The sequence below is a fragment of the Erysipelotrichaceae bacterium 66202529 genome (assembly GCA_017161075.1).
In the GTDB taxonomy this organism is placed as follows: Bacteria; Bacillota_I; Bacilli_A; order Erysipelotrichales; family Erysipelotrichaceae; genus Clostridium_AQ.
This window is the reverse complement of sequence record CP046174.1, coordinates 930,834-953,292: the sequence shown is the minus strand read 5'-3', so window position 1 is coordinate 953,292 and position 22,459 is coordinate 930,834. Positions and strand designations below refer to the sequence as shown.

The following is a 22,459-nucleotide window of genomic DNA, read 5'->3' as shown; positions in this document are numbered from 1 at the left end:
TGTTTTATAAAAAAAGACCATATGCTCGCACACACGGTCAATTAGGCATTTTTAACTTCATTTGAAACTGCTTCTGTACAAAATTCTTCTTCCGGTTCCTCTTGTGGTGCATCCTCAATTACATCCTCCATACACAGACGCAGCGTGCTGGTAAGATCGTTGATTTTCTTCATAATTTCACCGATTCCATATGACAGGAATGCAAAACCGAAATATGGCACACAGCCAGTAAAGTACAGATTCAGAATATCGGACATCTGCAGGGTATATGTTGTCTTATAGCTTTCCACCGTCAGATAAGCCTGATAGATTTCAAAAGCGGCAATAGCAAGGAAAATAACAGCAGCTACATAAAAGACAATACTCGCCTTAGAGATTTTCATTTCTTTTTTCATTTTCATGATTTCAACCTTTCTTTATGTGTCCCTATTATCTACTATAAATGTGTGAATAATATGTGTAGTATGTGAATTTTTGAAGAACTTTTTATCGTAAGCGGTATCACTATTCCATGGCGGCATGGTCCTTTATATCTTTCTGTATGAGATTATGATGAATTCGACAAAATGCAGCTGATTCTGCTTTTACAATATGAGTGGAGCTGCGGTATGGTTACGTGATTTCTGATATATCATCGCATCGCTGCTTCACGCTTTTTTTATTATGAAGCCGTGCCTATTCCGTTATCCGGTTTCGTTTTACTGTAAGCATAAGTTTCTGTAATGCTCAGTTCAGTGAAGGATACTGATGTAGCAAGCAATGCTATAGCAGGTTATTCATCAGTTTCTGTTTTCTTAGTGCAGTAATCCTTATACTGTTTTTATTCACAACTATGTGAATTAGCTAGGAGCTGCTAGAATAGGAAGCTAATGGAACAGGGCCTATCGTATCCTTCCCTCTCATATGCTGACATTTATCTACTATCCAAAGATTTGAGTATCTAACGTGCTATTCGGTAAAACTCTCATTTTTTTGAAAAAACATCTGGATTATTCTTAGAAAATATAGTATGATAAATAGGCAATTAAGATATGCAGACGTGGTGGAATGGCAGACACGCTACTTTGAGGGGGTAGTGAGCGTATGCTCGTGTGAGTTCAAATCTCATCGTCTGCACCAATGGAAACTAAAAACGCCCAAATCGGGCGTTTTTTATTATATATTCATACATTATGTAAGCATATCAAGCAGGCCGCAACGATTGGTAAAGCCTTCATATAGTATTCAGCTTAATACCAATCATATTTTTCATTACGATCAAGCTCTTGTATCTGCTTCATTTCCTTTTGTGTCAATTTAAAGCCGAATAAATCAAGATTTTCCTTAATATGCTTGGGATTGCTGGAACCTGGTATAACAATAACACCTTTCTGTAAATTCCAGCGTAATATTACCTGAGCTGAAGACACATTATGAGCTTTGGCAATAGCGGAGATTGTATCATCCCCTAAAAGCTCTGCAGTATGCCCTCTGCCTCCGAATGGATACCACCCCTGTACAACAATTCCAAGCTTTTGAATATAAGGGATGACATCGTTTTCCTGATAATAAGGATGTATTTCGTTCTGTATAAGGGCTGGTGTAATATTAACCTGTGGCAAAAAGCTCTCTAATTCTTCCACATACCAGTTAGACAAACCAATCGAGCGTATCTTGTCATCCTTAACAGCCTGCTCCATAGCCTTATATGCGTCAACATCATTTTCCCCAGGATGATGTAAAAGCATCATATCAACATAATCAAGCCCCATACGAACGAAAGCTTCATCAATAGCATTCGCAGCATCTGCATATTGGTTAGGATAGAGCTTGGTCATAACGAAAATTTCTTCTCTAGGCACCCCTGAGTCTCTAACGGCTCTGCCTACTGCTGCTTCATTATGATAGATAAATGCTGTATCAATTAAACGACCACCACTATTTAAATGGGCTGTTACCGAATTATAGCAGTCTTCATCTGAAAGACTGTAAGTGCCTATACCTAGAATCGGCATTTCATAACCACTATTCAAGAGCACAGTTTGCTGATCGAAATTAAACTTTCCAATCTGTCCTGCTGAAGTCGTCGACAATCCGTTATTTTCAAGCCAAGTTGTTATCTCTTCTTTGGATGTATCAGAGGAGAAGCGCTGTCCATTTAACCAAGTTGCGCTATTTGTAAGTGAATGAAGATCAGTAGCACTAGAACCTATGTCACTGCTATGAGAGGTACAAAATGGCAGAATAGTTTTCCCTGAAAAATCATAGCTTTCAAGAAAAGTGCTTATGATCCTTGGCGCCTGAGCGTGCCAGATGGGATATCCTAAGATAATCGTATCATATTGCTTCATATTTCGGATGCTGCCTGAAATTTCTGGGCGTATATTTTTATCATTTTGTTCTTTATCCGCACGTCCATCTGTATAGTAAGCCAAATCCTCCTATGAATATGGATCTTTTGGTACGATCTCATAAATATCGGCATTAAGAATCTCTTTTGCATATTCTGCAAGCTGCTTTGTTGTTCCTGTAGCAGAAAAATACACAACCAAAGTTTTGTTATTCACTGTCCCGCCTCCTTTCTCATTTGCTGATATTTGAGCTTCTGAAGCATTATCTGACTGCCCTAATTTCTTGCTGCAAGCAGTTAGACTTAACATTGAAACTACGATCATAAATATAGAGATTGTCCGCTTCATCATTGTTTTCACTCCTCATCCTTTATCGTAAAGATAGTCCAAAATCTTTAATTCTGCATCATAAAATCAGTTTCTTAATCATCTGTATGATTTTTCAAAAATGCCTGCACAAGCCTCATCATTTAATTCACAAGGATTCGCAAGAAACAAACCACCCATTGTTTCCCTGGCATTTATCGCTAACGTCATACACTCTGATTTTTCAATCCCATAATCACTCATTTTCAACTCCGAAACATCACAGGCTTTCTGTAAGGCAACAAGAGCAGTGATAAAATCCTCCGGCTTATCGGCAGCTTTTATACCCATCGCTTTTGCCATTTTGATAAATTGGTCATCACAAGCATGCTGTTCAATGAAATACTCAGCAAATGCTTTTGAAATCATGATCAGTCCTGCGCCATGAGGCAGATTATGGTGATATGCACTCATAGCATGCTCCATACTGTGCTGTGCAGTAGTTGAGGTAAGCTGCATCGTCATACCTGCCATTGTGCTGCCATAAGCAATATGCTCTCTTGCCTCGATATCCCTGCCATTCTTAACTGCACGAGGCAAATATTTAGCAATATTTTCAATAGCTGAAAGAGCAATCGTTTCGCTTAAAATATTTATTCCTTTGGACATCATTACCTCAGTGTTATGAAACAATGCATCAAAGCCCTGATAAGCCGTGTATTTTGGTGGTATTGTAACCATAAGCTCTGGATCCACCAATGCCATTACAGGTGTAAGAATCGGATTGCCAAACCCTATTTTTTCTTTTGTTTCTAAATTAGAGATAACACCCCAACAATTTATTTCAGAACCCGTTCCAGCTGTCGTTGTAATCGTTACGATTGGAAGTCCAGCATGTTTAAGTGGCAAGGCTTTCCCTGTACCTCCAACAACGTAGTCCCACAGATCTCCATCGTTAGTCGCCATTGCTGAAATCGCCACGGAGCTGTCAAGTACGGCACCTCCACCAAGAGCAACTATAAAATCGCAAGCATTCTCTTTTGCAAACGCAGCACCTTCCATGATAATCTCACGAACAGGATTTTCCATAATCTTATCGAATACCACTGTCTCTACGTTTGCTATTCTAAGCTGTTCAAGGGTACGATCAAGCGTTCCATTTACCTTTGCTGATTTTCCATTTGAGGTAAGCACAGCTGCTTTCTTTCCAGGCATAGCTAACTCACTTAGCTGATTCAGCATTCCTCTGCCAAAATAAAGATTTGTTGAATTATTAAAATTAAAGTTTATCATAAACAGTCCTCCTATATATTTTCTTTTTGTATTGAATAAACTAAAAAATCAAGACAATCGATTTGTTCCTGTTCCTTTCGAACTTTGCCAAGCAGTCCACACTTATAGCTTTTAAGCAGTGGCAACATATCTTGCGCATTTCCGTCTTTTACAAAAGACATGCATTTTATAATTAGCTCTTCATCACAGCCCGCATCTTCTAAGTTTTGATGTATAATACCTTGTCTATCTGTCGCTTCTGCCACTCTTTCACCTCCTACACTTTGATTATATTGTTCAAGGCAAGCTATGTCTAATACTTATAGCTTATATCATATTATTCTTTACAGGAATAACACTAATTGTTATACTGAGTATACTAAGGATGAAACAAGGAGGTCATGTCATATGGAAATACGTGTTCTTCGTTACTTTTTGGAAATCGCCAGAATCGGTAATATGTCAAGGGCTGCAGAAACGCTGCATGTATCACAGCCGACATTATCAAAGCAAATGAAAGAATTAGAGGAAGAGCTTGGAAAAAAATTATTCCACCGTGAAAGTGCGGGTTTAAGCCTTACTGATGAGGGTATGCTGCTGCGTAAGCGGACCGAGGATATTTTGGATATGATTGATAAAACAATCGATGAATTTAGTGCTCTTGATACTATAACGGGTGGTGAAGTATATATTGGGTGTGCTGAATCTCATCAAATCAAATACCTCGCTCGCATCATAAAAAAATTTAGAGAGAATTATCCACTATTTCGCTATCACTTAACAAGTGGAAATACGGAGCAGGTTATAGAACGCCTTGATAGAGGACTCATTGATTTTGCGGTAATCGTAGAGCCGCCTAATTTATCGAAGTATAACTATATTGAAGTCCCGGAAACAAATGTATGGGGACTTGTTATGAAAAAAGATGATCCTTTAGCAGTTAAGAGCAGGATTGAAGTAGAAGATATCATAGGTCTGCCCCTTATATGTTCCGCACAAGCTATGGAAGTGGATATCCCAAGGTGGTGCGGTGAAAAGTTGGATCAGTTAAATTTGTCAGGCACTATTAACCTTGCCTATAATGGATCCATATTTGTGAAAGAGGAAACTGGATATATGCTGACCTTTGATAAATTGATTGATACAAGTACGAACAGTCCTTTGACGTTTCGCCCGTTACATCCGCTCTTGGAAACAAAAATGTATATCATATGGAAGAAATATCAGGTATTTACTCCTATTGCTGAATTACTAATCAATGAAATGAAAAAAGAGCTTACTCAAGCATATACTTAAAGCAGCGACGGATGCGAATAGCACTGTCGCTGCTTTCCATGTATGCAGCTGGTTCATGTGAAAATAATAATCTTCAGTAATTGCCATATAGGCTAACCAAGAATAAGCACAGTTCAAAAACAAATAGATGGATTATCACTTTAATACGATAGGCATGCGCTAACTACTTATCGTTATCTGCAAAAAAAACATGGTGTTGTTTTAATATGGCTGATTTGAAATCAGAAATTGGTGTTTTGAAATTTTCCTCTTTTCTTAACCTTATGAGGATGGATTAGATAATACTGTTTCAATCATTATATGAATTCATTTCCAATTTGCTTCATAACATTCTAAATATTGTATCATTTATCTTGATGTTTAGAAGCTAAAAAATACAAGCTTCCTGTCTAAATGTAACTTTTACCTCTTAAAATATCGGTATGCTTCTTTTATTGAAATACGTAGTTTTATAGACATAAGCCGAAACTTCTGTTTTATTTCTTTCATAATTAGCTATATACAATCTGTTTCGCGAACTCAAAACTGATCATATTTTGGCTTATTTCATGCAAAATAAAGGTTAGTCAGCAAACTCTCGATTCCTGTTATTTGTATCAATAGAAGCTAAAAAACGCCCAGATTGGACGTTTTTTCATGCTATACCTTAACATATATTCAAAACTACTGCCTTATTTCAATATGGCTGCTAAAGACTTTCAATCCCAAACAGAATATATGCTTAATTGCTTACAGCATTGGACAATATATGATCTTCGATGAAATGTGCAACCCCATCCTCTTCATTACTCAAGGCTATGGAATCGGCGATATTCTTTGCCCTTTTATCGCCATTCTCCATACAGACAGAATACCCGCAAGCCTTCATAACGTCTATATCATTTTCCCCATCTCCAAATACCAGCACCTGCTTTATATCTATTGCCGGCAGACTCTGCAGCAGCTCCAGTAATCCCTCCAGCTTGCTGTTTTTCTTATGGACAGCCTCATAAATATAGCTGTCAGTCTGCAGGAACAGAAAACGATCCTGATGTAACTCACCCAGTTTTTTCACATCAGCTATATGCTCTTCTGTAAATATCAGAAATTTGGTTGCATGTGTAAATATGTGACTTGTAAAATCTATTTTCTGAAAACAACCGCTATGAGAATTTAGCAGCCGCTTCATGAGCGGATGAAGACTGGAAGCACATAAGCCATCCTCGTGTACTCCAATTCCAACATCCTGTTTTGAAAACAAGCGCAGCAGATATTGGATATCCTCATGCTTTAAATATACATCCCTTTTTATCAGATGTTTACCGGCGGTATAGATGACAGCACCATTGTCAAAGATTCCCACATCACATAGCGTATCAAGCTTCCATTCCTTTAATCTGTGCTGAACAACCTCATAGGGGCGTCCTGTCGCAACACCAAATAAATATCCCTGCTCTTTAAGCCTTTGAAGCATCGCAATCGTATAGGACGATACCTGCTTGTTATCATGCAACAGTGTGCCATCTAAATCACTTAAAACCAGACGGATACCGGAGGGTGGAAGAAATACCTGCTCTGCCATATCAGCCACCGGCCTGTACATGAATGCCTTTCGATTTTCCATACGCAGCATAATCCTTTAAATCTTCTTTCTGAAGCATGGCAACACCCTTTAATTCATACTTGCGGTCAAGCTGCTCATATTTTGATAATCCCAAGGTGTGATAAGGTAAAAGATGGACGGATGAAACCTGCAGCTCCTTAGCTATATCAATCATTTTTTTCAGGACAGTATCTTCATAATTAAAGCCTGGTATAACAGGAATACGAAGAGTGATCTTATCTGGAACCAGCATGGATAGCTGCTTTAAATTTTGCATGATGCGCTCACCATCTGCACCCGTCGTTTGATGCAGCTTATCCAAATCACAATGCTTGAAATCAAACAGGAATATATCAATCAGAGGAATACATTCCTTTAACCTCTCCCATGCATAATCACCGGTGGTTTCAACCGCTGTGCAAATCCCTTCCTGCTTGGAAGCCTGTAAAAGAGCTCGGCATGCTTCATATTGAACGAACGGCTCTCCACCGGACAATGTTATACCGCCATTGGACTCCTCATAAAAGCATTTGTCTTTACGGACTTCAGCCATTATCTCATCGACAGTAGCCTGCTTTCCGATAAAATGAATCGCTTCTGCAGGACAATTTTCTTCACAGGTTTTGCAGGAAAGACATCGCTCTCTATGAAATACCAATTCCTGCTGTATGACTTCAATAGCATGCGCGGGACAGTGTTTCACACAAGTCTGACAGCCGATACATTTTTTTCTCTGATACATAAGCTGTGCCTGCATGCTCTGTGATTCCGGATTTGCACACCATGGACAATGCAATGGACAGCCTTGAAGAAATACTACCGTTCTGATTCCCGGCCCATCATGTATTGCAAAGCGCTCTATTTCCATAATATTTGTTTTCATATCAGAATCCCTCATGCATCGTGCGGCTGAGTAGCTCCTTTTGCACTTCACGGTCAAGATTAACAAACACAGCGCTGAACCCGCTGACACGGACTATCAGATCGGGATATTTTTCCGGATGGACCATCGCATCCTCCAAAGCATGGGAATCAATCACAGTAACCATGAGCTGACAGCCACCGAGCTTAAAATATGTTTTAAATAACAATTTGATTTTATCCATATTCTCCTTAAAGAAACTGGTCTGAAATTTAATATTCTGTACAGATCCCAAATGGAAGCGGGAATCCAGCTTTGAAATAGACTTCAATACTGCGGTAGGACCATGCTTATCAGCGCCTCCCTGTGGATTGTTGCTCGGATTCAGGAATACCGTATTCCTTCTGCCATCTGCCGATGCACTGGTTTTTAATCCCCATTCCGTATTTCCCTGATTATTGATGATAACAATTCCATAATGGTGAAGACCGTTGCGAATACCTGCTGCTCTTGTATAGCGTGAGACATGATCGTATAGCTTCAGATATATCGTATCCGCATATGTATCATCATTTCCGTATTTCGGACAATTCAAAAGCTCCTTCCTTAATCGCTCATAGCCGTTAAAATCAGCCAGCAGAGCTTTTTGGATTTCTGTTAGGGAATATTTCTGTTCTTCAAATACCAGCTTTTTTATTGCGGTAAGTGCATCAGCTGTATTGGTATTGCCAAAGGTTTCACAGCAGCCGCCCAGGTATACGACACCGCCATCCAAAAGGGCTTTTCCATTTGCCAGACAGTTATCCATCAGAATGCTGTCATATAGAAAGGCAACCTGTTCATTCATACTTTCATATGACTTTTTCTGTGTATATGCGCATAGATCCAGATAATGATCCAGCAATCTGCAGTATTCCGTGAAGAACTCCTCAAAGCTATGTATATCCTCTAATTTTTTGAAGCTCACACCATCTGCCTTATATACATTATCATAGGGATCTACCCCGTGATTCATGAAAATATTCATCGTTTTTAACAGATTGATTGTGGCATTTGGAGTACCTGTTGTCTTACCTACAAGATTCATTTCCCCACAGCCAAACGGTGCGTACTGCTCAGCTTCTTTTTCATTGACTCTCATACAATGCATCAATCCCGGTACGTGAACAGCATCATTATATAAGGTAGGATACGTAGCACCATCGGCAAGACATTCCATCGCTTTATCAAATATTTCAGATGATGTCCCCTCGTATAATCGCAGCGTGAATTGCGGTTCCACATACCGGCATTCATGACAGACCTCCAAGGCTATTTTTACAAACAAATCTGCGGCTTTGGGATTTCTTCTGCCGCGGCCTCCTACGATGACACGTCCATTTACCGTCGTCCGTTTATTCTCAATCATCGTCCACAAGCATTTGACATAGCGCTTGGCCTGTTCATACGTCAGTGTCCCGTTATCCAGATCACGCTTCAAAAAGCTTCCGGTAACATCATCCAGCCTGCCATAATTGATAATTCCTGCCATGATTGCATACAGCCAGACCAGCTGCAATGCCTGATGAAAGGTTTGCGGCGGGTCTTTGCGTATCACCTGCAGGCTTTGTACAATGGTTTCCAAATCCTCTTTTCGCTTTGAAGATGCAAAAACCATATCCTGTTTTGCCTGCTCTGCCAGATAATCACAGCACGCTTCAAATAAATCCAGGGCCTCCAGTGAAGCCTGATAAAAATCATTATGCGGATCATCTATACTTCTGGATTCTATTTCAGCACGAAGTCCACAAATACCTTTATCTACAAGCTTATTATAATCCAGCATCATCCCGCTTAATCTTGCGGATGTATTAACCGGTGCGTAAACGGCAGAATCAGAAAATACCCGGTTTACATCATGATCGTTATATTTTGCGGCATGCATCGCCTTTAAATCGTGCTTTGACCAATATGCAATCAGCCGATCAACACGCTTACGGTCCTCTTCTGTTTCTAATTGCTCACGAAATTCATTTAATTTTCCAAATACACAATAATGTCCGACACCTCCCAGAGAGGTAACACTTCCAAAACCGATCGGTAAGACATCATATCTTCCTGCAAATATGTCATCCTCCTGTATACTGCGAAACATTCTCGGAAATAGTACCTTCAGGCAGTCAATTTCTCTGGCTGCCTTTGGCTTGTTTCTTGTCTGTTCATGTGTTTTTGTATATAGCTCCATGACTTCCAGCTGTTCCTCAACTGTTTTTTCACATGGCAGCTTCGGAAGAATTTCTACATTGTTTTTTCCGGACAACCCTTCATCAACCATTTTTTCCATAGGCTCCTCCTTTCCCATATCATTCAACCTTTGTAATAACCCCTGTCCATGCTTTTTCATCCTCCCGCCAGTTACTGTCTTCCAGGAATTTGTTCATCAGATCTGTAAAGCGTTTTACGATAAAGTGCGGTCTTGTTATCGCACTGCCGACAACGACTGCATGACATCCCAGATATAAACATTTCATTGCGGATTCCGGTGTATAAACATGTCCTTCCATAATCACAGGAACGTGTAATTCCCGGCACATTCTGGCAATTTCACGATATGCAGGCGGTTCCGTAATATGTGCAGACGCCTTTGTATATCCGGACATTGTCGGCGCAACGATATCCGCTCCCAGTTCCACTGCATGCTTTGCATTTTCAAAGGTATCAACATCAGCGAAGATTACAGCATCGGGAAGCTCTTTTTTCAATACCGGTATCAGATTGCATCTCGGCTCTCCCCACGGTGTCAGCTGATCAGTTGCATCAAGCGCGATAATCCTGGCACCTGCATCCCATAAAGCCCTGGCATGCGCAAGAGTAGGGGTCATGATGACATCCTCCATGCCTTCATACATTATTTTATGTAGCCCAATGATAGGAAGATCAACTGCCGCATGGATATCCTTAATCTGATCAGGGCCATTAGCGCGGATTCCCACAGCGCCTCCCCATTGTGCAGCCTTTGCCATCGTCACTACCGTGCGTCCATCCTCATGAATTACATCCTTTGGCTGTGTCTGACAGGAAACGATAAGTCCGCCCTTTAATTTTTCGATAAGCTCTTTTTTGTTATTTTCCATTGTTTTTCTCCTTTTTTATTTTATAAAATTCCAAAATAGTGCAGTATAATACAAATGATAATAAGTCCAACAATCAGTACGACCGGCTGAATATTCTTTTTCTTTAATAGCTGGAAGCATAATAGCGTCAAGGCAACAGGGAGTACATTGGGTAAAATGCTGTCCAAAAGCTCCTGGACGATAATTTTAGCCCCATCCGCCTCATATACATACGGTATTTTCAGGGTAACCATTGTGCAGGTCATCGCTCCCACCATCATAAGACCAATAATATTACAGCATTGTGTAATAAACGGCATCAGACCGTTTTTACTTGCTTTTTCCAGAAAGCCTACTCCCAGTTTAAATCCAAGTACCGGAAACAGGTGACGAACCAGGCTTGCTGGAATGTTATAGACGAGGAAGAACAGAATCGGGCCTAATATACTTCCCTGTGCGGCAAACGAAACGCCGATGCCCGTAGCGATAATTTTCAGGGAACCCCAGAATATGGAATCTCCAATACCTGCCAGCGGTCCCATCAAAGCAACCTTCACCGCATTGATGCTGGATGCATCGTAATCTGGATCAAGTGATGCCTGCCGTTCCATGGAAGCAGCCAGACCGGTTACCAGACCTGCAACCTGCGGTGTGGTATTCCACAATTCCCAATGCCGCTTATATGCCTGTATACGATCATTTTTATCAGGATAATACCGTTTGATTGCCGGAATCATACCATACAGGAAGGTCAGTGCCTGCATTTTCTCATATTGATAGGTGGAACTGCCCACCATGGTACGCCAGGCAATGGAGTGGATCATTTTCTTATCATCAGGCTCCAGATAAAGAATCGAAGTTTTTTTAGTCATTGAACATTTCCTCCTCACTGAATTCATCGCCTTCAGCCTGTATCAGGCTTTCCTTTTTAAAGGTATCAAAATAACGGATAATGCAATAAATCAATCCGATAATAGCAATCCCGATAATCGGAACATTCATATACGTAGCCAGCACAAAGCCTACAAAGAAATATACGGCAAGAGCTTTGCTCCAGATAATGCGAAGCAGCATGCCAAAGCCTACAGCAGCAAGCATACCGGACGCAACACTTAACCCACCGGTTACAAACTCTGGCAGAGAATTCACCATATCCGTAATGAAACCAGAGCCGAAATAAATCGCAAAGAAACAGAATATTCCCATAGGAATCGTTTTGATAAATGCCGTTAAAAACGTCATCCATGCAATGCCCTTATCGTTATCACTTTCAATCATGCGATCCACTACAGGATTTAAGAAGCTTGGAACTGTGTTTAACAGCATCTGAACCTGTGCAATCAGCAATCCTACAGGAATTGCGAGTGCCATTGCAGTTTCTGTGGTCATTCCTGATAAAATCGTAAATGCCGTTGCCACCGCAGTGCCGGTCGTCGGATCACTTGGAACTGCCCCTCCGATATTAACAGCACCAAGGAATATCAGTTCATATGCGCCTCCGCAAATAATACCCGTCTGCAGATCCCCAAGAACAAGCCCGACAAAGGTTCCGATAATTATTGGCTTATCTGTAAAGATATACCCGAACCATAAATTGATAAAGTATAAAACTGTGACTGTCAGTGCTACTAGCAGTGCTTCTGTTAACATACAATTCTCCTTTCCTTACAATACATGCTGAATATCCTTTTTAGGATCCGTAGGTACGACGCGGATATCCACCTCGTCAATCAGCTTTTGTATTTTCTTTATATTTTCGATATCCTCTTCACTTAAATAAATTCCCTTAGCTACATTTTTCCCTCCCTTTTTACGATTTGAGATTCCTCCGATATTCAATAGCCGGATATGCTCCTTCACTCCCTGAATCAAAGTAAGAGCATCTTGTGAGGTCTTGACAACAACAAACAGCTTCATTTGTTTTACGTGCTCATTGTTGATCAGATCAATACCGTCCTGCAGCGTTTTTATCGCCATTTTCATACCGGCCGGCTTCGCCATCTTAATTGCCATTTTCTGTATTTCATTGTGCATAACTTCATCATTCGCAATCAGAATAGCATCCGGCGCATACCGGTTCACCCATGAAAATGCCACCTGTCCATGCAGTAATCTGTCGTCGATACGCAGCAGTTCTACCATAAAGTCTCCTCCTTTTCATGTTCCTTGATAATTGCATCCTGTACAATTTTCCTGTTAAACAGCTGAATGTTTTCTCTGCCCATGGTAATCGCCCGGTATGCGACTTCTTCACATGGTTCATTCTCACTGGCAAGGTAAACTTCCAGCAGTATTCCAAGATTAACACCGGCTATCACGTGGACATGGTTAAATTCGCATAGATCAAGTAACTGATTATTGATACTCCCCCCTAACAAATCCGTCAGTATCAGAACCTCGTCCTTTTTGTAATCCCTCACGATTGTTCTGATTTCTTCATAGATTTCCAGGGGAGAATGATAATCACATAGATCAAAGCACTTCATCCCGCTTACATTTCCAATTATCATCTGGGCAGCACTGACTAATCCTGAAGCAAGGTTACCGTGTGATGCAACTATGAATTTTCTCATTCTACCTCTCCTTTCTGCCCTATATACAGCAAAAAAACGTGCCAACTGCATGACACGTCTGTTTATCGCGTTATTCGATAAAACCAAATACATTTTCTACACTATTTGCTATTTTCGTTACACTATCCCGCTCTGTATAAACATATTCATACAGATAGGCAATTTCACTCACCGGTATTTCTACATTGTATTGCTGCTCCGTTTCATAAAATGCCTGTTTCACGATGCTAATAAAATCCTTGTGTTCTTCACAAAACGTTTCCAAATGATCATACGCACATACATATTCCTGTAGAATCATCCGTTCCATCATACAGGAAATATGTATATATAATCCACAGATCACACTGATATCGAGATGCACATGCAGATTATTCTGAATAGCCGCAATAATGTCCTCTACATTGCGTATGATTCGTTCTGGTGAAATTATATTAAGATATTCTGTAAGATTTTCAATAGAAAAGTTTTTCAGCATCTCCTTACAAAATTCCTTCGTCTGTGCATGATCCAATTGCTTACCAATCAAATGCTCTATATACTCACTGTTTTCCGCATCCATTATGTCATATAGAGAAAGATACGGGATACCCTCCACCTGGGGATTTTTTGTTCCAAGTATAAAATAGACATCATAATTCTCAAACAGCGGGGATTGCTTTCCCATCGTTTTCAGGCTGTGATAATCATAGGGAATAATAATCGCATCAATTTTTTTAGGAAGACTTTTATTCACAATTTCAGCGATTTTGCTGGCAACACCAAGACCGGTTTCACAAATAGTCAGAATTATTTTCTGCTTATCCTGTTTCGGAACAAGTACATAATGGTTAGCATTCCGCTCATTTGCTTCTTTTAAAATATCCTCCATTTTCTTATTCTGCATCATCATGTTTCCAATATCCAGAGCCAGTCTGGTTGTCACATTATTTATGATTCCTATATCAAAGGTAAACCCCTGCAGATGCTGATGAATTATTTCCAGTGATCCCATATCTACAAGCACAATAATTTCTTTTTGGCGTGGAATACTGTTCAGATATTCCTTCAGACGGTCAACCACATCTTCAAATTCACTGTCAATCGGCATATCGATTGCATCGAAGACATGGCGCTCCAGCATCTGATTGGTCACTTCCGCTATACCGCTGGCAATCGAGTACCCATGGGCCAGTATGATTCCACATAACGGAAGATTTTCATATTCCTTTGTCATATAGGACAAAAGCAAAGAAAGATCAAATGCAAACAGCTCACGATCCGGTATTAAAAAGCTGTCCTTAATCATATCTGTAAACGTATGGAGCATTTCCTTTTGAATTTTAAAGCTGTCATAAAGAAGCTGCTTCATTCTGCTGAAATCGCCGAGAACGGAAGCTTCCTCTATACATTCATATCCTGCAAAGTCGGATAGAAACCGTAATAAAATTTCTATTTCATTATTTGAAAAATGCTTTAGATGATACTTATCCTGTAAAATTTTCATTGTATTCATAAGAATCTTATGACTTAAATCATCCGCGTATACATACATCTGCTCCGCATCAAAGTATAAGTGATCGATATAAATCCGTATGGTTTCATAAATTCTGGTTTTTAAAGTATCCTTTATATAATGCTGCTGTTCAGCTTTATGAAAAAGATCCTGAATTTCTTTATTGAATCTGAGCAATCTATTTTCACTCATATCCCGATACAGAAGGGAATCCGCATCCAGCATGGTACTGTCATCCTCAATATGCATTCCTCTGGTCGTCTGCTGGTGCTGTACAGATTCCGGCATATCTCTGACATGAACATCTATCACATCAGATTCTCTGGATTTGATTAGAGCATTTGCCACTGTAATTTTAAGAATGTTTTTAAGCTCGCCGATATTTCCATGAAAGGGGTGTGATAAAAGAATATGATATACCATACGGGATAAGCGAAGCTTCTTTAAAACGTGCTGTTCTTCTTTAATCAAAAGATAATGAATCAGTTCCTTTCGTTCCTGAATCGGGCGTTCCTTTAATAAAGGTATTTCAATAATCAGTGCTATCCTGCGTCGAAGTGTTTGCAGTAATGCTGTTTCCGGTGTCTCTGTTGTCGCCATAATCATATGGACACTGGAATGAAACCAATGCTCATTATCCCCGACCATGTGGTAGATTCCCTTATCCATGAATAAAAATATCTTTTCCTGACATTCCGGTGGCAATTCATGAATTTCATCAAGGAAAAGCATACCGCCGTCCGCATGATAAAGCAGGCCCTTTTGATCCTTTTCCGCTCCTGTATAAGAGCCTTTGCAATATCCGAATACATTGGTAAGAAACAGTTCCGGATTATTCGCATATTCTGCACAGTTTACGATAACCATTGTCCCTGCTTCCAATATAAAGCCTGCAGTTTTTGCATATTCAAACATCAGCTGGGCGATATAGCTTTTCCCCGTTCCGCTTGCTCCATGTAATAATACAGGCAGTCCCGTTCCAGGATAACTGATTGCAGCCATGCATTGATCGATACAGGATTTCAAGGATCTGCGATAACCAATCAGATTACGGAATATATAGGATGGATCCTGCGGCTGTAATGTTTTCATAAGCTCATCCAGTCCGTTGTATGTCATTTCTGTAAGAGCTGCAGCATATTCCTTTTCAAGTACAGCTTTATGAAAAAACAATACCGGACGTGAGTTTACTTTAACAGCGATGCCCTCATTCACATAGGCATTCAGAATCTTTGAAACCTGAACACGATTTAGCGATAATTCCAATGCGATAGCGGTTGCTGAAAATACTTCGGTTTGTTTCCAGTTTACCCGCTGTGTCAGTAACTGAAGATGTTGTTCAATTTCCTCATTCCTTTTCATAGTATCCTCCCCTGATATTGACATGCTGAAAAACGTTGATTAAAATAAAAGTAATAAAAAAGCCGGTATCATCCCACCCGACTTACAATTACAGTATAGGTTAATTCCGTTAGAATAGCAATATCTGTTTTATTTCCTAAATATGGAAAGGATGACTGGAATATGAAAAAAACATCAGAAATCATTCCCCGTGTGAATGTGAAACAATCCATCACCTTCAATCCGACGCAAAGCTATTCACTTTCCATCCTGCAAATGAATTCGATGCAGCTGCTTCACCACCTAAAAAAAGTCATGGCTGAAAATCCTTATTTCCAATACTGCACCAATCATGAAATAAAGCCTGAAAAGGAGTGGTATATTCAGCAGGAGGCTTCACTGCAGCAGGATTTGTATATGCAGCTTCATACGATGAGTCTGCCGATACCAGAAGCTTTTTCTGAATTTATGATACAATCGCTGGATGAAAACGGATTTTTAAGTATGGAGCACAATGAGTATTGCAGGCTGCTGCACATGAGTCCAACGGAATTTGATAAGCAGCTGCGCATGCTTCAGGGGCTGGAGCCTGCAGGTGTATTTGCCAAAAACAGTGTAGATGCCATCCGGATACAGCTGGAACAAGATCATCAGGATTTTGCACTCAATATTTACCAGAATTATCAAAAAGAGCTGATACAGCATGCTTATTCTAAACTAGCGGATTCCCTGCAGGTAAGTGTGGAGGATATAGAGCTTGCTGTTGATATCATACGCGAACAAAATCCCTTTCCCTGTATAAATTACGGAAATATATCAGAAATCATATATCCGGATATTGAAATTCAGATTAAAAACGGCGATTTACAAATACGTCCTGTCAATATCATTGAAGGAACATTTACTGATTATACAGCACCTCTCATGGCTGATTCTGTAATCAGGAATTACTTCTCACAGGCTAAGATTTTAATGGAGGATATCAATCGGCGCAATCGTACACTGCTTTTGATTGCCAATGAATTATGTAAATTTCAAAAAGCTTTTTTCCTTGACGCACAGCCGCTTGTACAATGCCGTTTACATGATATTGCCGATAGCTTAGGCATTCATATATCTACGGTCAGCCGTTGTATCAAAAACAAATATTATATGTTCCAAAACCATATCTATCCCCTTCGCCACCTTTTATTAACATCTGCTGCCAATAATCAGCATAACCCGTATGTCAAATCCATAAAGGCGCTGTTAGCAAAGGAGAATAAAAACGAGCCCTATACCGATTATGAATTGTATCTCTTACTGAGGAAAGAGAATCTGGATATTTCAAGACGTACCGTAACCAAATATAGAAATAAGCTAAATATACCTCCAGCAAATAAAAGAAAAGATCTGTATAAACAGGCACATGCTGAATCGAAATAGATGATAAACAATCAAATTTCCTTCCTTGGCTTACAGGAATATGGATTAGATATTGTTGTATTTTCATATTACAAGCATATGCATTTTGATTATATATCCAGTGTGCGTTTTCAGGGAACTATCAGTAAATAGAAATGATGAGTAAAGCCGGTACAGAAAGAATATCCGCTGTATTCATAGCATCGTTTTCAAATTTCATTTTATCACTTTTGCCGATAACGAAAACCAGAGACTGATTACATTACCAGTCTCTGACTTTTTACATATTTATTTTCTTTTTACTGCCATTAGCAGCATGGATAAGGGAAGTCCCTTGTAATCATATGCATCTGACAATCCAATATCATGATCGTATTCACGTAACAGCCGGATATCCATATCATTGGTAATCGCATTGTTTACAATATCGGATACGGAATGGGAAAAGCTGGTAAATGTCTTTGACGCATACTCCCCGGAAATATAGCCCATGCCATTGTTTTCAATCCATGGCTCATTCGTAAAATACGTATGCTCCATCAGGTGCACCTCATCCTCACAATAGCCCTCCTCTGACGGTAAAGGCAGCATGTTCATAACCGGATGGAAATCATGTATTAACAAAATCCCTTCCGGCTTCAGACATCTTGACACGACCTGAAAAAGACTTTTCAAATCCTGAAACCACGTAATTGCACCAATCGTAAACAGGACTGCATCAAATGCATCATCGTATGCATGAGGGATATCTAAAATATTCTCAGCGACAAAGGTACAGGGAAGCTGCAGCTCCTGTGCATGTCTTGTTCCCTGCGATATCAGATTTTCTGCTATATCAAAGCCGGTACCGACGGCATTATAATGCTTACAAATCGATAACAATTCTCTCCCGTTATTGCAGCAGAATTGAGCGATATGCTTACCAGACAGCTCCAGCTTATCCAGCTCCGCCTTTAACACAGGCTGTATATAGCAATCAGATGCTTCACGGAGGTTTTGAACAACGTTTTCGCCCCAGCCATCCGTTCTATTGTCGAATGCTTCCTCCCAGGCTTCTTTGTTTTTCTCTATATAATTCATTTTTGATATATTCTCTCTTTCTTATTATCGTTTTCATGTTTATCCTCCTTTCCCAGTTATATTCATAATAACTGATTTATTAAATTATAGCATACCTGCAGGCTGTAGTACAATCTATGGAAGATGCGATGTATACAAACAGCTTCCATACATTTCTATACAGAATCGTTTTATATTTTTTGTTTATATGGTGTTTTGCCAATACGGTATGTTAAACAGGGCATAGGATAAGGTAGAAAACAGAGAAATCTGTTTTCTGAAGTATGCCATATTACTTTTATTCCCTATTCCTTCCCATCCTGTATCATATTACCGCAAATCATCTCCTCCCCTGATCATGGGATTCGCTGTGGTTCGGGATTTCATCATTGCTTCTACTCCTTCCCCTTTCCAGAACCGCAATATTATAATTGAGAAAAGCAGTCTTTCCTTACGTATGCGAAAGACTGCTTTTACAATTTGATTAAAGACTTTTTCGTTGAAACAGGATGGATGCTGCAGACAGCTGAAGTATGGTAAGGACAATCGCACACACAGCCGGCTTTGTAAATTGCACCGCCGTTATCCCCTTAGTAAGGAATAGCTGGTATTGTGACAGGAACACAAAGGGGGATACATCAGCGGTTGCGTTAAACATTGTGACCAGCACACAGAGCAGGAACAGGCAGCCGGCACACAGCATGCTTGCGGATACCGTTCCTTTTCCGACACCGCCAAGAATCAAAGCAGCAATCAGCATCAGACCAAATAGCCATACTCCTATTGTAATCAGAAACAAATACGGTATCCATGAGGTGCTCCAGAACATGAAATTATAGGTGAATGTGATAAAAAAAGAGCATCCCAGCGCCAGCGTCCAAAGCAGTGTCATAGAAATGAATTTTGCAGCGATAACACTGTTTCGCGGTAATCCCTTCGCAAGCAGGGGAATCAAAACACCCCTTCCAATCTCATTCGCCATGGAGGAGGAACACAGAATGAGAAAAGCAATCAGACCAATCTGTACCGTATTTTTGAAAAACTGCAGCCAGGAATCCATCACGACAGGCTGCGGCAATTCCATATGCACACCCTCAGGAAGAAAGGTTTTCATAAGCTCAGGCAGATATCTTGCGCTGATTGGATTCATAAACCCCAGGGCTGCAAATACAATGAGTATAATAACCAGCTTATAGGAACGCACCGCTTCCAGAAGCTCTTTTTTCATAAATGCTGTTAGTCCCTTCATGATATCACCTCCAGAAAATACTGCTCCAGAGAAGGATGCATTCGTTCCAGCTTCTGCAGCTGCAGCTTGTGCGTTTTCATGATATCAAAAAGCACCTGCTGTACCTCTGGTGTATCCGCAAGCTGTAATACAGAAGAGCAAGGAGACGATACCGGTATGCCACGGCTTTGCAATATCTCCTGCAATAGACGGCAATCCTGCTCCTGTACCAGCTCTACCTTCAGAAAGGCTGAACCCTTTGTCTGTAACATTGCATGCAGCTTACCGCTTGCCGCAATTTTACCCTGATGCAGAATCGCAATCGAATCACAGATGCTTTCCACATCACTCAGTATATGAGTGGAAAACAAAACTGTAGTTTTTTCTTTGGCCTTCTCCAGAATGGTGAGAATTTCTTTTCTTCCCTGCGGATCCAGTGCAGATGTTGGCTCATCGGCAATCAGAAGCTTTGGTTCATTCAATAAGCCCTGTGCAATCGCAAGGCGCTGCTTCATACCTCTGGAAAAGGACGCACACCGCTTGCGTCCGGTTTGTGAAAGACCAACCAGCTCCAGCAGCTCCTCTATACGCGGCTTTACCTTTTCCTTAGGTATAGCGGATATCTCAGCACAAAGCTGCAGGTATTCCCATGCATTCATAAAGCCATAAAATTCAGGAACATCACTTACATAGCCGATATAGCGGTTTGTTTTTGTTTTCCCGAATACCACCGGCTCCTGCATGACATACAGCTCTCCTTCATCCAATTTTTCCAATCCGAGAATCAGTTTCATCGTTGTCGTTTTCCCTGCACCGTTTTTTCCTATAAACCCAAAGATACTGTGCTGCGGAACATTGAGACCGACGCCCTGCAGTACCTTCTGTGTGCCAAAGGCCTTGTGCAGATTATGCAGTGTCAATACATCCATAATCATTGTTCCTCTCTGCCGATTACAAAATATAAAATCGGCCCCAGAAACTGAAGGAACAGAATAATCGGAATCCAAAGCAGCTTATTTCCTCTGCGAACATGAGGATGCCGTAACAAATGTATCAGCGCCCATATCGCAAGACCGCATTCCAATACGATCAGCGGCAGCAGAGCCGGTAAATATTCCATCAATGTGTTCATTATGCTTTCTCCTTTTCTGCCTGCAGCTTTTGTATACAGGCATGATAACGCGGTTCATCCTCTATGATGGCGAAAACAGGAAGTTGAAGCTCCTGTATTACAGAGTCGAGAATAACCCCTGCATCTCTTGGTGCCTGCGTGCGAAGCTGCAGGGCCGCCATCCATGACTCAATCTCGGTGAAATATACATCCCTGTGTATTTTCATATGCGCAAGATCATAACGGACTACAACATCCACAAGCCGTTCCATCATTTGCAGGGTTGCTTCCTTATCCTTGCGCCCCGCATACACCATAGCACAGCTTACATATACCATCGCTGATGTAATCGTATGAAGTGCGTCAATGTGAAAGAGCTTCAGCATTTCCAGTATACGATGAATTGTTTCATCACATAGTTTATCATCCCCTATATTCAGCATCATATAATTTGCCATATCCTGTATTACGAACAGCAGGTGCTGATAAATGCAAATCTGAAAAATACGGCTGGCCTGCTTTGGCTTCCCCAGCATCTGATAACAGGAAGCTATCATTTCACTGTCCTGTGCAATTGGCTTTGCCTCCTCCCCCAGCAGCTGCAATGCCTCAGCGGGCTGTTTGCTTGCTAACAGATACGTTATTTTCAAGGATATGGCATCCTTTACAAGACTATTTTCCTCACTCTCCTGTATGATGCGATTACACAACTCCTCACAGCGTTTTAAAACGAGATCCGGCTGTTTGTGCAGCATATAGTGATTCAGATACAGGACAGCCATCTGCAATAGAAAAGGAAAACAGGAATAATATTTTCGTATGAGCTCTTCACTATGTTCATACGCTTTCCCTGCATCCTGACTCCATTCGGTGCTAAGCTGTATATAAAATTCATTCACTGCTTTCATACTCAGTTGCGGCTCATAGCCGATAAGTTCATCCACACTCACATTGAATAGGGTCGCCAGTTGCGGAAGCAGCAGTATATCCGGCAGCGTTGTTTCGGTTTCCCACTTGGATACACTGGATTTTGATACGCCCATATAGGCAGCCAGCTCCTCCTGCGTCATATTTGCTTCCCTTCTCAGAGAAATAAGCTTTTTGCCAAGATGAATTGTTGTCATATCCATTCCTTCTTTCATGCCTTTATTATATCGTTTCTATCTGGAGTTACAATGGAATCAGACGCAACTTCAGGAAGAAAAATTTACCAACAAGAAACAAGCCTTGTATTATTCAATCATTTCTATATGCCTATATCATCCATATCCTATTGAATAAGAAGCATATTCTTCAGCGCAAAAAGCAGATAAAGAAAAGCTGGCTTGCATTTGATTTCAGCACAAGGAAAGGACGCTTGTAACTCAGTTAGGGGTACATGCTATCATGAAAAATTTTATTAAGACATGGCTCAGCTATCCTACATAAGCTATTGATGTAAACAAAGCAGAAATAGATTTATGAAAGAAACGCTATGAAAGATCACTTTGTTAAGATATTACAAAAAT

At 40.4% G+C, this 22,459-nt stretch carries 21 protein-coding genes and 1 tRNA gene; 3 read left to right on the top strand and 19 right to left on the bottom strand.

What is annotated here, in order from left to right; all coding sequences use genetic code 11:
• Positions 1–41: 41 nt before the first annotated feature.
• Positions 42–401 (bottom strand): hypothetical protein, encoded by a 360-nt coding sequence (locus tag GKZ87_04495; protein QSI24817.1) that lies wholly within the window; start codon positions 399–401, stop codon positions 42–44.
• 632 nt (positions 402–1,033) lie between these two features.
• On the opposite strand from GKZ87_04495, the gene GKZ87_04490 reads away from it, so the two are divergent.
• Positions 1,034–1,119, top strand: a tRNA-Leu gene (locus tag GKZ87_04490).
• A 110-nt stretch (positions 1,120–1,229) separates the two neighbouring features.
• Here GKZ87_04490 and GKZ87_04485 read toward each other — a convergent pair.
• From GKZ87_04485 to GKZ87_04470, 4 genes are all read right to left on the bottom strand, one after another.
• Positions 1,230–2,330 (bottom strand): aldo/keto reductase, encoded by a 1,101-nt coding sequence (locus GKZ87_04485; protein ID QSI27880.1) that lies wholly within the window; start codon positions 2,328–2,330, stop codon positions 1,230–1,232.
• A 90-nt stretch (positions 2,331–2,420) separates the two neighbouring features.
• Positions 2,421–2,681: a hypothetical protein gene (locus tag GKZ87_04480; GenBank protein QSI24816.1), complete on the bottom strand. Its 261-nt coding sequence runs from the start codon at positions 2,679–2,681 to the stop codon at positions 2,421–2,423.
• Positions 2,682–2,756: 75 nt separating this feature from the next.
• The gene (locus GKZ87_04475; GenBank protein QSI24815.1) at positions 2,757–3,929 is read right to left on the bottom strand and encodes an iron-containing alcohol dehydrogenase; all 1,173 of its coding nucleotides are present in this window, start codon (positions 3,927–3,929) and stop codon (positions 2,757–2,759) included.
• Between the two features lie 11 nt (positions 3,930–3,940).
• A complete protein-coding gene (locus GKZ87_04470) occupies positions 3,941–4,174 on the bottom strand; it encodes a hypothetical protein (GenBank protein ID QSI24814.1) in 234 nt (77 codons plus the stop codon).
• Between the two features lie 142 nt (positions 4,175–4,316).
• Between GKZ87_04470 and GKZ87_04465 the strand changes: the two genes are divergently transcribed.
• Complete coding sequence (locus GKZ87_04465) at positions 4,317–5,204, top strand: LysR family transcriptional regulator (protein ID QSI24813.1); 888 nt, start codon at positions 4,317–4,319, stop codon at positions 5,202–5,204.
• A 721-nt stretch (positions 5,205–5,925) separates the two neighbouring features.
• On the opposite strand, the gene GKZ87_04460 is transcribed toward GKZ87_04465, so the two are convergent.
• From GKZ87_04460 to GKZ87_04420, 9 genes are read right to left on the bottom strand one after another with little or no spacing between them, the layout of a single operon-like run.
• Positions 5,926–6,816, bottom strand: a complete 891-nt coding sequence (locus GKZ87_04460; GenBank protein QSI24812.1) for a Cof-type HAD-IIB family hydrolase — start codon at positions 6,814–6,816, stop codon at positions 5,926–5,928.
• Positions 6,767–7,669 carry a glycyl-radical enzyme activating protein gene (locus GKZ87_04455; GenBank protein ID QSI24811.1) on the bottom strand — a complete coding sequence of 301 codons (903 nt, stop codon included), beginning with the start codon at positions 7,667–7,669 and terminating at the stop codon, positions 6,767–6,769. The genes GKZ87_04460 and GKZ87_04455 overlap by 50 nt, the downstream gene beginning before the upstream one ends.
• Before the next feature lies 1 nt (position 7,670).
• Positions 7,671–9,962: a pyruvate formate-lyase gene (locus tag GKZ87_04450; protein ID QSI27879.1), complete on the bottom strand. Its 2,292-nt coding sequence runs from the start codon at positions 9,960–9,962 to the stop codon at positions 7,671–7,673.
• A 28-nt stretch (positions 9,963–9,990) separates the two neighbouring features.
• Positions 9,991–10,761: a putative N-acetylmannosamine-6-phosphate 2-epimerase gene (locus GKZ87_04445; GenBank protein QSI24810.1), complete on the bottom strand. Its 771-nt coding sequence runs from the start codon at positions 10,759–10,761 to the stop codon at positions 9,991–9,993.
• 20 nt (positions 10,762–10,781) lie between these two features.
• Entirely contained in the window at positions 10,782–11,612 is an 831-nt protein-coding gene (locus GKZ87_04440) for a PTS mannose transporter subunit IID (protein ID QSI24809.1), read from the bottom strand.
• Complete coding sequence (locus GKZ87_04435) at positions 11,605–12,390, bottom strand: PTS sugar transporter subunit IIC (GenBank protein QSI24808.1); 786 nt, start codon at positions 12,388–12,390, stop codon at positions 11,605–11,607. The genes GKZ87_04440 and GKZ87_04435 overlap by 8 nt, the downstream gene beginning before the upstream one ends.
• A gap of 15 nt (positions 12,391–12,405) precedes the next feature.
• Positions 12,406–12,882: a PTS mannose/fructose/sorbose transporter subunit IIB gene (locus tag GKZ87_04430; GenBank protein QSI24807.1), complete on the bottom strand. Its 477-nt coding sequence runs from the start codon at positions 12,880–12,882 to the stop codon at positions 12,406–12,408.
• Positions 12,876–13,406 carry a PTS mannose transporter subunit IIB gene (locus GKZ87_04425; GenBank protein QSI24806.1) on the bottom strand — a complete coding sequence of 177 codons (531 nt, stop codon included), beginning with the start codon at positions 13,404–13,406 and terminating at the stop codon, positions 12,876–12,878. The genes GKZ87_04430 and GKZ87_04425 overlap by 7 nt, the downstream gene beginning before the upstream one ends.
• Positions 13,384–16,194, bottom strand: coding sequence for a PRD domain-containing protein (locus tag GKZ87_04420; GenBank protein ID QSI24805.1), 2,811 nt, complete (start codon positions 16,192–16,194; stop codon positions 13,384–13,386). The genes GKZ87_04425 and GKZ87_04420 overlap by 23 nt, the downstream gene beginning before the upstream one ends.
• Before the next feature lie 138 nt (positions 16,195–16,332).
• On the opposite strand from GKZ87_04420, the gene GKZ87_04415 reads away from it, so the two are divergent.
• Entirely contained in the window at positions 16,333–17,574 is a 1,242-nt protein-coding gene (locus GKZ87_04415; protein ID QSI24804.1) for a hypothetical protein, read from the top strand.
• A 267-nt stretch (positions 17,575–17,841) separates the two neighbouring features.
• On the opposite strand, the gene GKZ87_04410 is transcribed toward GKZ87_04415, so the two are convergent.
• The 5 genes from GKZ87_04410 to GKZ87_04390 form a co-directional block, all read right to left on the bottom strand.
• Complete coding sequence (locus tag GKZ87_04410; protein ID QSI24803.1) at positions 17,842–18,633, bottom strand: methyltransferase domain-containing protein; 792 nt, start codon at positions 18,631–18,633, stop codon at positions 17,842–17,844.
• A gap of 463 nt (positions 18,634–19,096) precedes the next feature.
• Positions 19,097–19,861 carry a hypothetical protein gene (locus tag GKZ87_04405; protein ID QSI24802.1) on the bottom strand — a complete coding sequence of 255 codons (765 nt, stop codon included), beginning with the start codon at positions 19,859–19,861 and terminating at the stop codon, positions 19,097–19,099.
• Positions 19,858–20,769, bottom strand: a complete 912-nt coding sequence (locus tag GKZ87_04400) for an ATP-binding cassette domain-containing protein (protein ID QSI24801.1) — start codon at positions 20,767–20,769, stop codon at positions 19,858–19,860. The genes GKZ87_04405 and GKZ87_04400 overlap by 4 nt, the downstream gene beginning before the upstream one ends.
• Before the next feature lie 2 nt (positions 20,770–20,771).
• Entirely contained in the window at positions 20,772–20,972 is a 201-nt protein-coding gene (locus GKZ87_04395) for a hypothetical protein (protein QSI24800.1), read from the bottom strand.
• The gene (locus tag GKZ87_04390) at positions 20,972–22,075 is read right to left on the bottom strand and encodes a helix-turn-helix domain-containing protein (GenBank protein QSI24799.1); all 1,104 of its coding nucleotides are present in this window, start codon (positions 22,073–22,075) and stop codon (positions 20,972–20,974) included. The genes GKZ87_04395 and GKZ87_04390 overlap by 1 nt, the downstream gene beginning before the upstream one ends.
• Positions 22,076–22,459 lie beyond the last annotated feature (384 nt).

What these genes read in the sequence shown, in the direction of transcription:
- GKZ87_04495 (QSI24817.1), bottom strand. Translation starts at nt 401, where the DNA reads ATGAAAATGAAAAAAGAAATGAAAATCTCTAAGGCGAGTATTGTCTTT.
- GKZ87_04485 (QSI27880.1), bottom strand. Translation starts at nt 2,330, where the DNA reads ATGAAGCAATATGATACGATTATCTTAGGATATCCCATCTGGCACGCT.
- GKZ87_04480 (QSI24816.1), bottom strand. Translation starts at nt 2,681, where the DNA reads ATGATGAAGCGGACAATCTCTATATTTATGATCGTAGTTTCAATGTTA.
- GKZ87_04475 (QSI24815.1), bottom strand. Translation starts at nt 3,929, where the DNA reads ATGATAAACTTTAATTTTAATAATTCAACAAATCTTTATTTTGGCAGA.
- GKZ87_04465 (QSI24813.1), top strand. Translation starts at nt 4,317, where the DNA reads ATGGAAATACGTGTTCTTCGTTACTTTTTGGAAATCGCCAGAATCGGT.
- GKZ87_04460 (QSI24812.1), bottom strand. Translation starts at nt 6,816, where the DNA reads ATGCTGCGTATGGAAAATCGAAAGGCATTCATGTACAGGCCGGTGGCT.
- GKZ87_04455 (QSI24811.1), bottom strand. Translation starts at nt 7,669, where the DNA reads ATGAAAACAAATATTATGGAAATAGAGCGCTTTGCAATACATGATGGG.
- GKZ87_04450 (QSI27879.1), bottom strand. Translation starts at nt 9,962, where the DNA reads ATGGTTGATGAAGGGTTGTCCGGAAAAAACAATGTAGAAATTCTTCCG.
- GKZ87_04445 (QSI24810.1), bottom strand. Translation starts at nt 10,761, where the DNA reads ATGGAAAATAACAAAAAAGAGCTTATCGAAAAATTAAAGGGCGGACTT.
- GKZ87_04440 (QSI24809.1), bottom strand. Translation starts at nt 11,612, where the DNA reads ATGACTAAAAAAACTTCGATTCTTTATCTGGAGCCTGATGATAAGAAA.
- GKZ87_04435 (QSI24808.1), bottom strand. Translation starts at nt 12,390, where the DNA reads ATGTTAACAGAAGCACTGCTAGTAGCACTGACAGTCACAGTTTTATAC.
- GKZ87_04430 (QSI24807.1), bottom strand. Translation starts at nt 12,882, where the DNA reads ATGGTAGAACTGCTGCGTATCGACGACAGATTACTGCATGGACAGGTG.
- GKZ87_04425 (QSI24806.1), bottom strand. Translation starts at nt 13,406, where the DNA reads ATGTATTTGGTTTTATCGAATAACGCGATAAACAGACGTGTCATGCAG.
- GKZ87_04420 (QSI24805.1), bottom strand. Translation starts at nt 16,194, where the DNA reads ATGTCAATATCAGGGGAGGATACTATGAAAAGGAATGAGGAAATTGAA.
- GKZ87_04415 (QSI24804.1), top strand. Translation starts at nt 16,333, where the DNA reads ATGAAAAAAACATCAGAAATCATTCCCCGTGTGAATGTGAAACAATCC.
- GKZ87_04410 (QSI24803.1), bottom strand. Translation starts at nt 18,633, where the DNA reads ATGAATTATATAGAGAAAAACAAAGAAGCCTGGGAGGAAGCATTCGAC.
- GKZ87_04405 (QSI24802.1), bottom strand. Translation starts at nt 19,861, where the DNA reads ATGAAGGGACTAACAGCATTTATGAAAAAAGAGCTTCTGGAAGCGGTG.
- GKZ87_04400 (QSI24801.1), bottom strand. Translation starts at nt 20,769, where the DNA reads ATGGATGTATTGACACTGCATAATCTGCACAAGGCCTTTGGCACACAG.
- GKZ87_04395 (QSI24800.1), bottom strand. Translation starts at nt 20,972, where the DNA reads ATGAACACATTGATGGAATATTTACCGGCTCTGCTGCCGCTGATCGTA.
- GKZ87_04390 (QSI24799.1), bottom strand. Translation starts at nt 22,075, where the DNA reads ATGACAACAATTCATCTTGGCAAAAAGCTTATTTCTCTGAGAAGGGAA.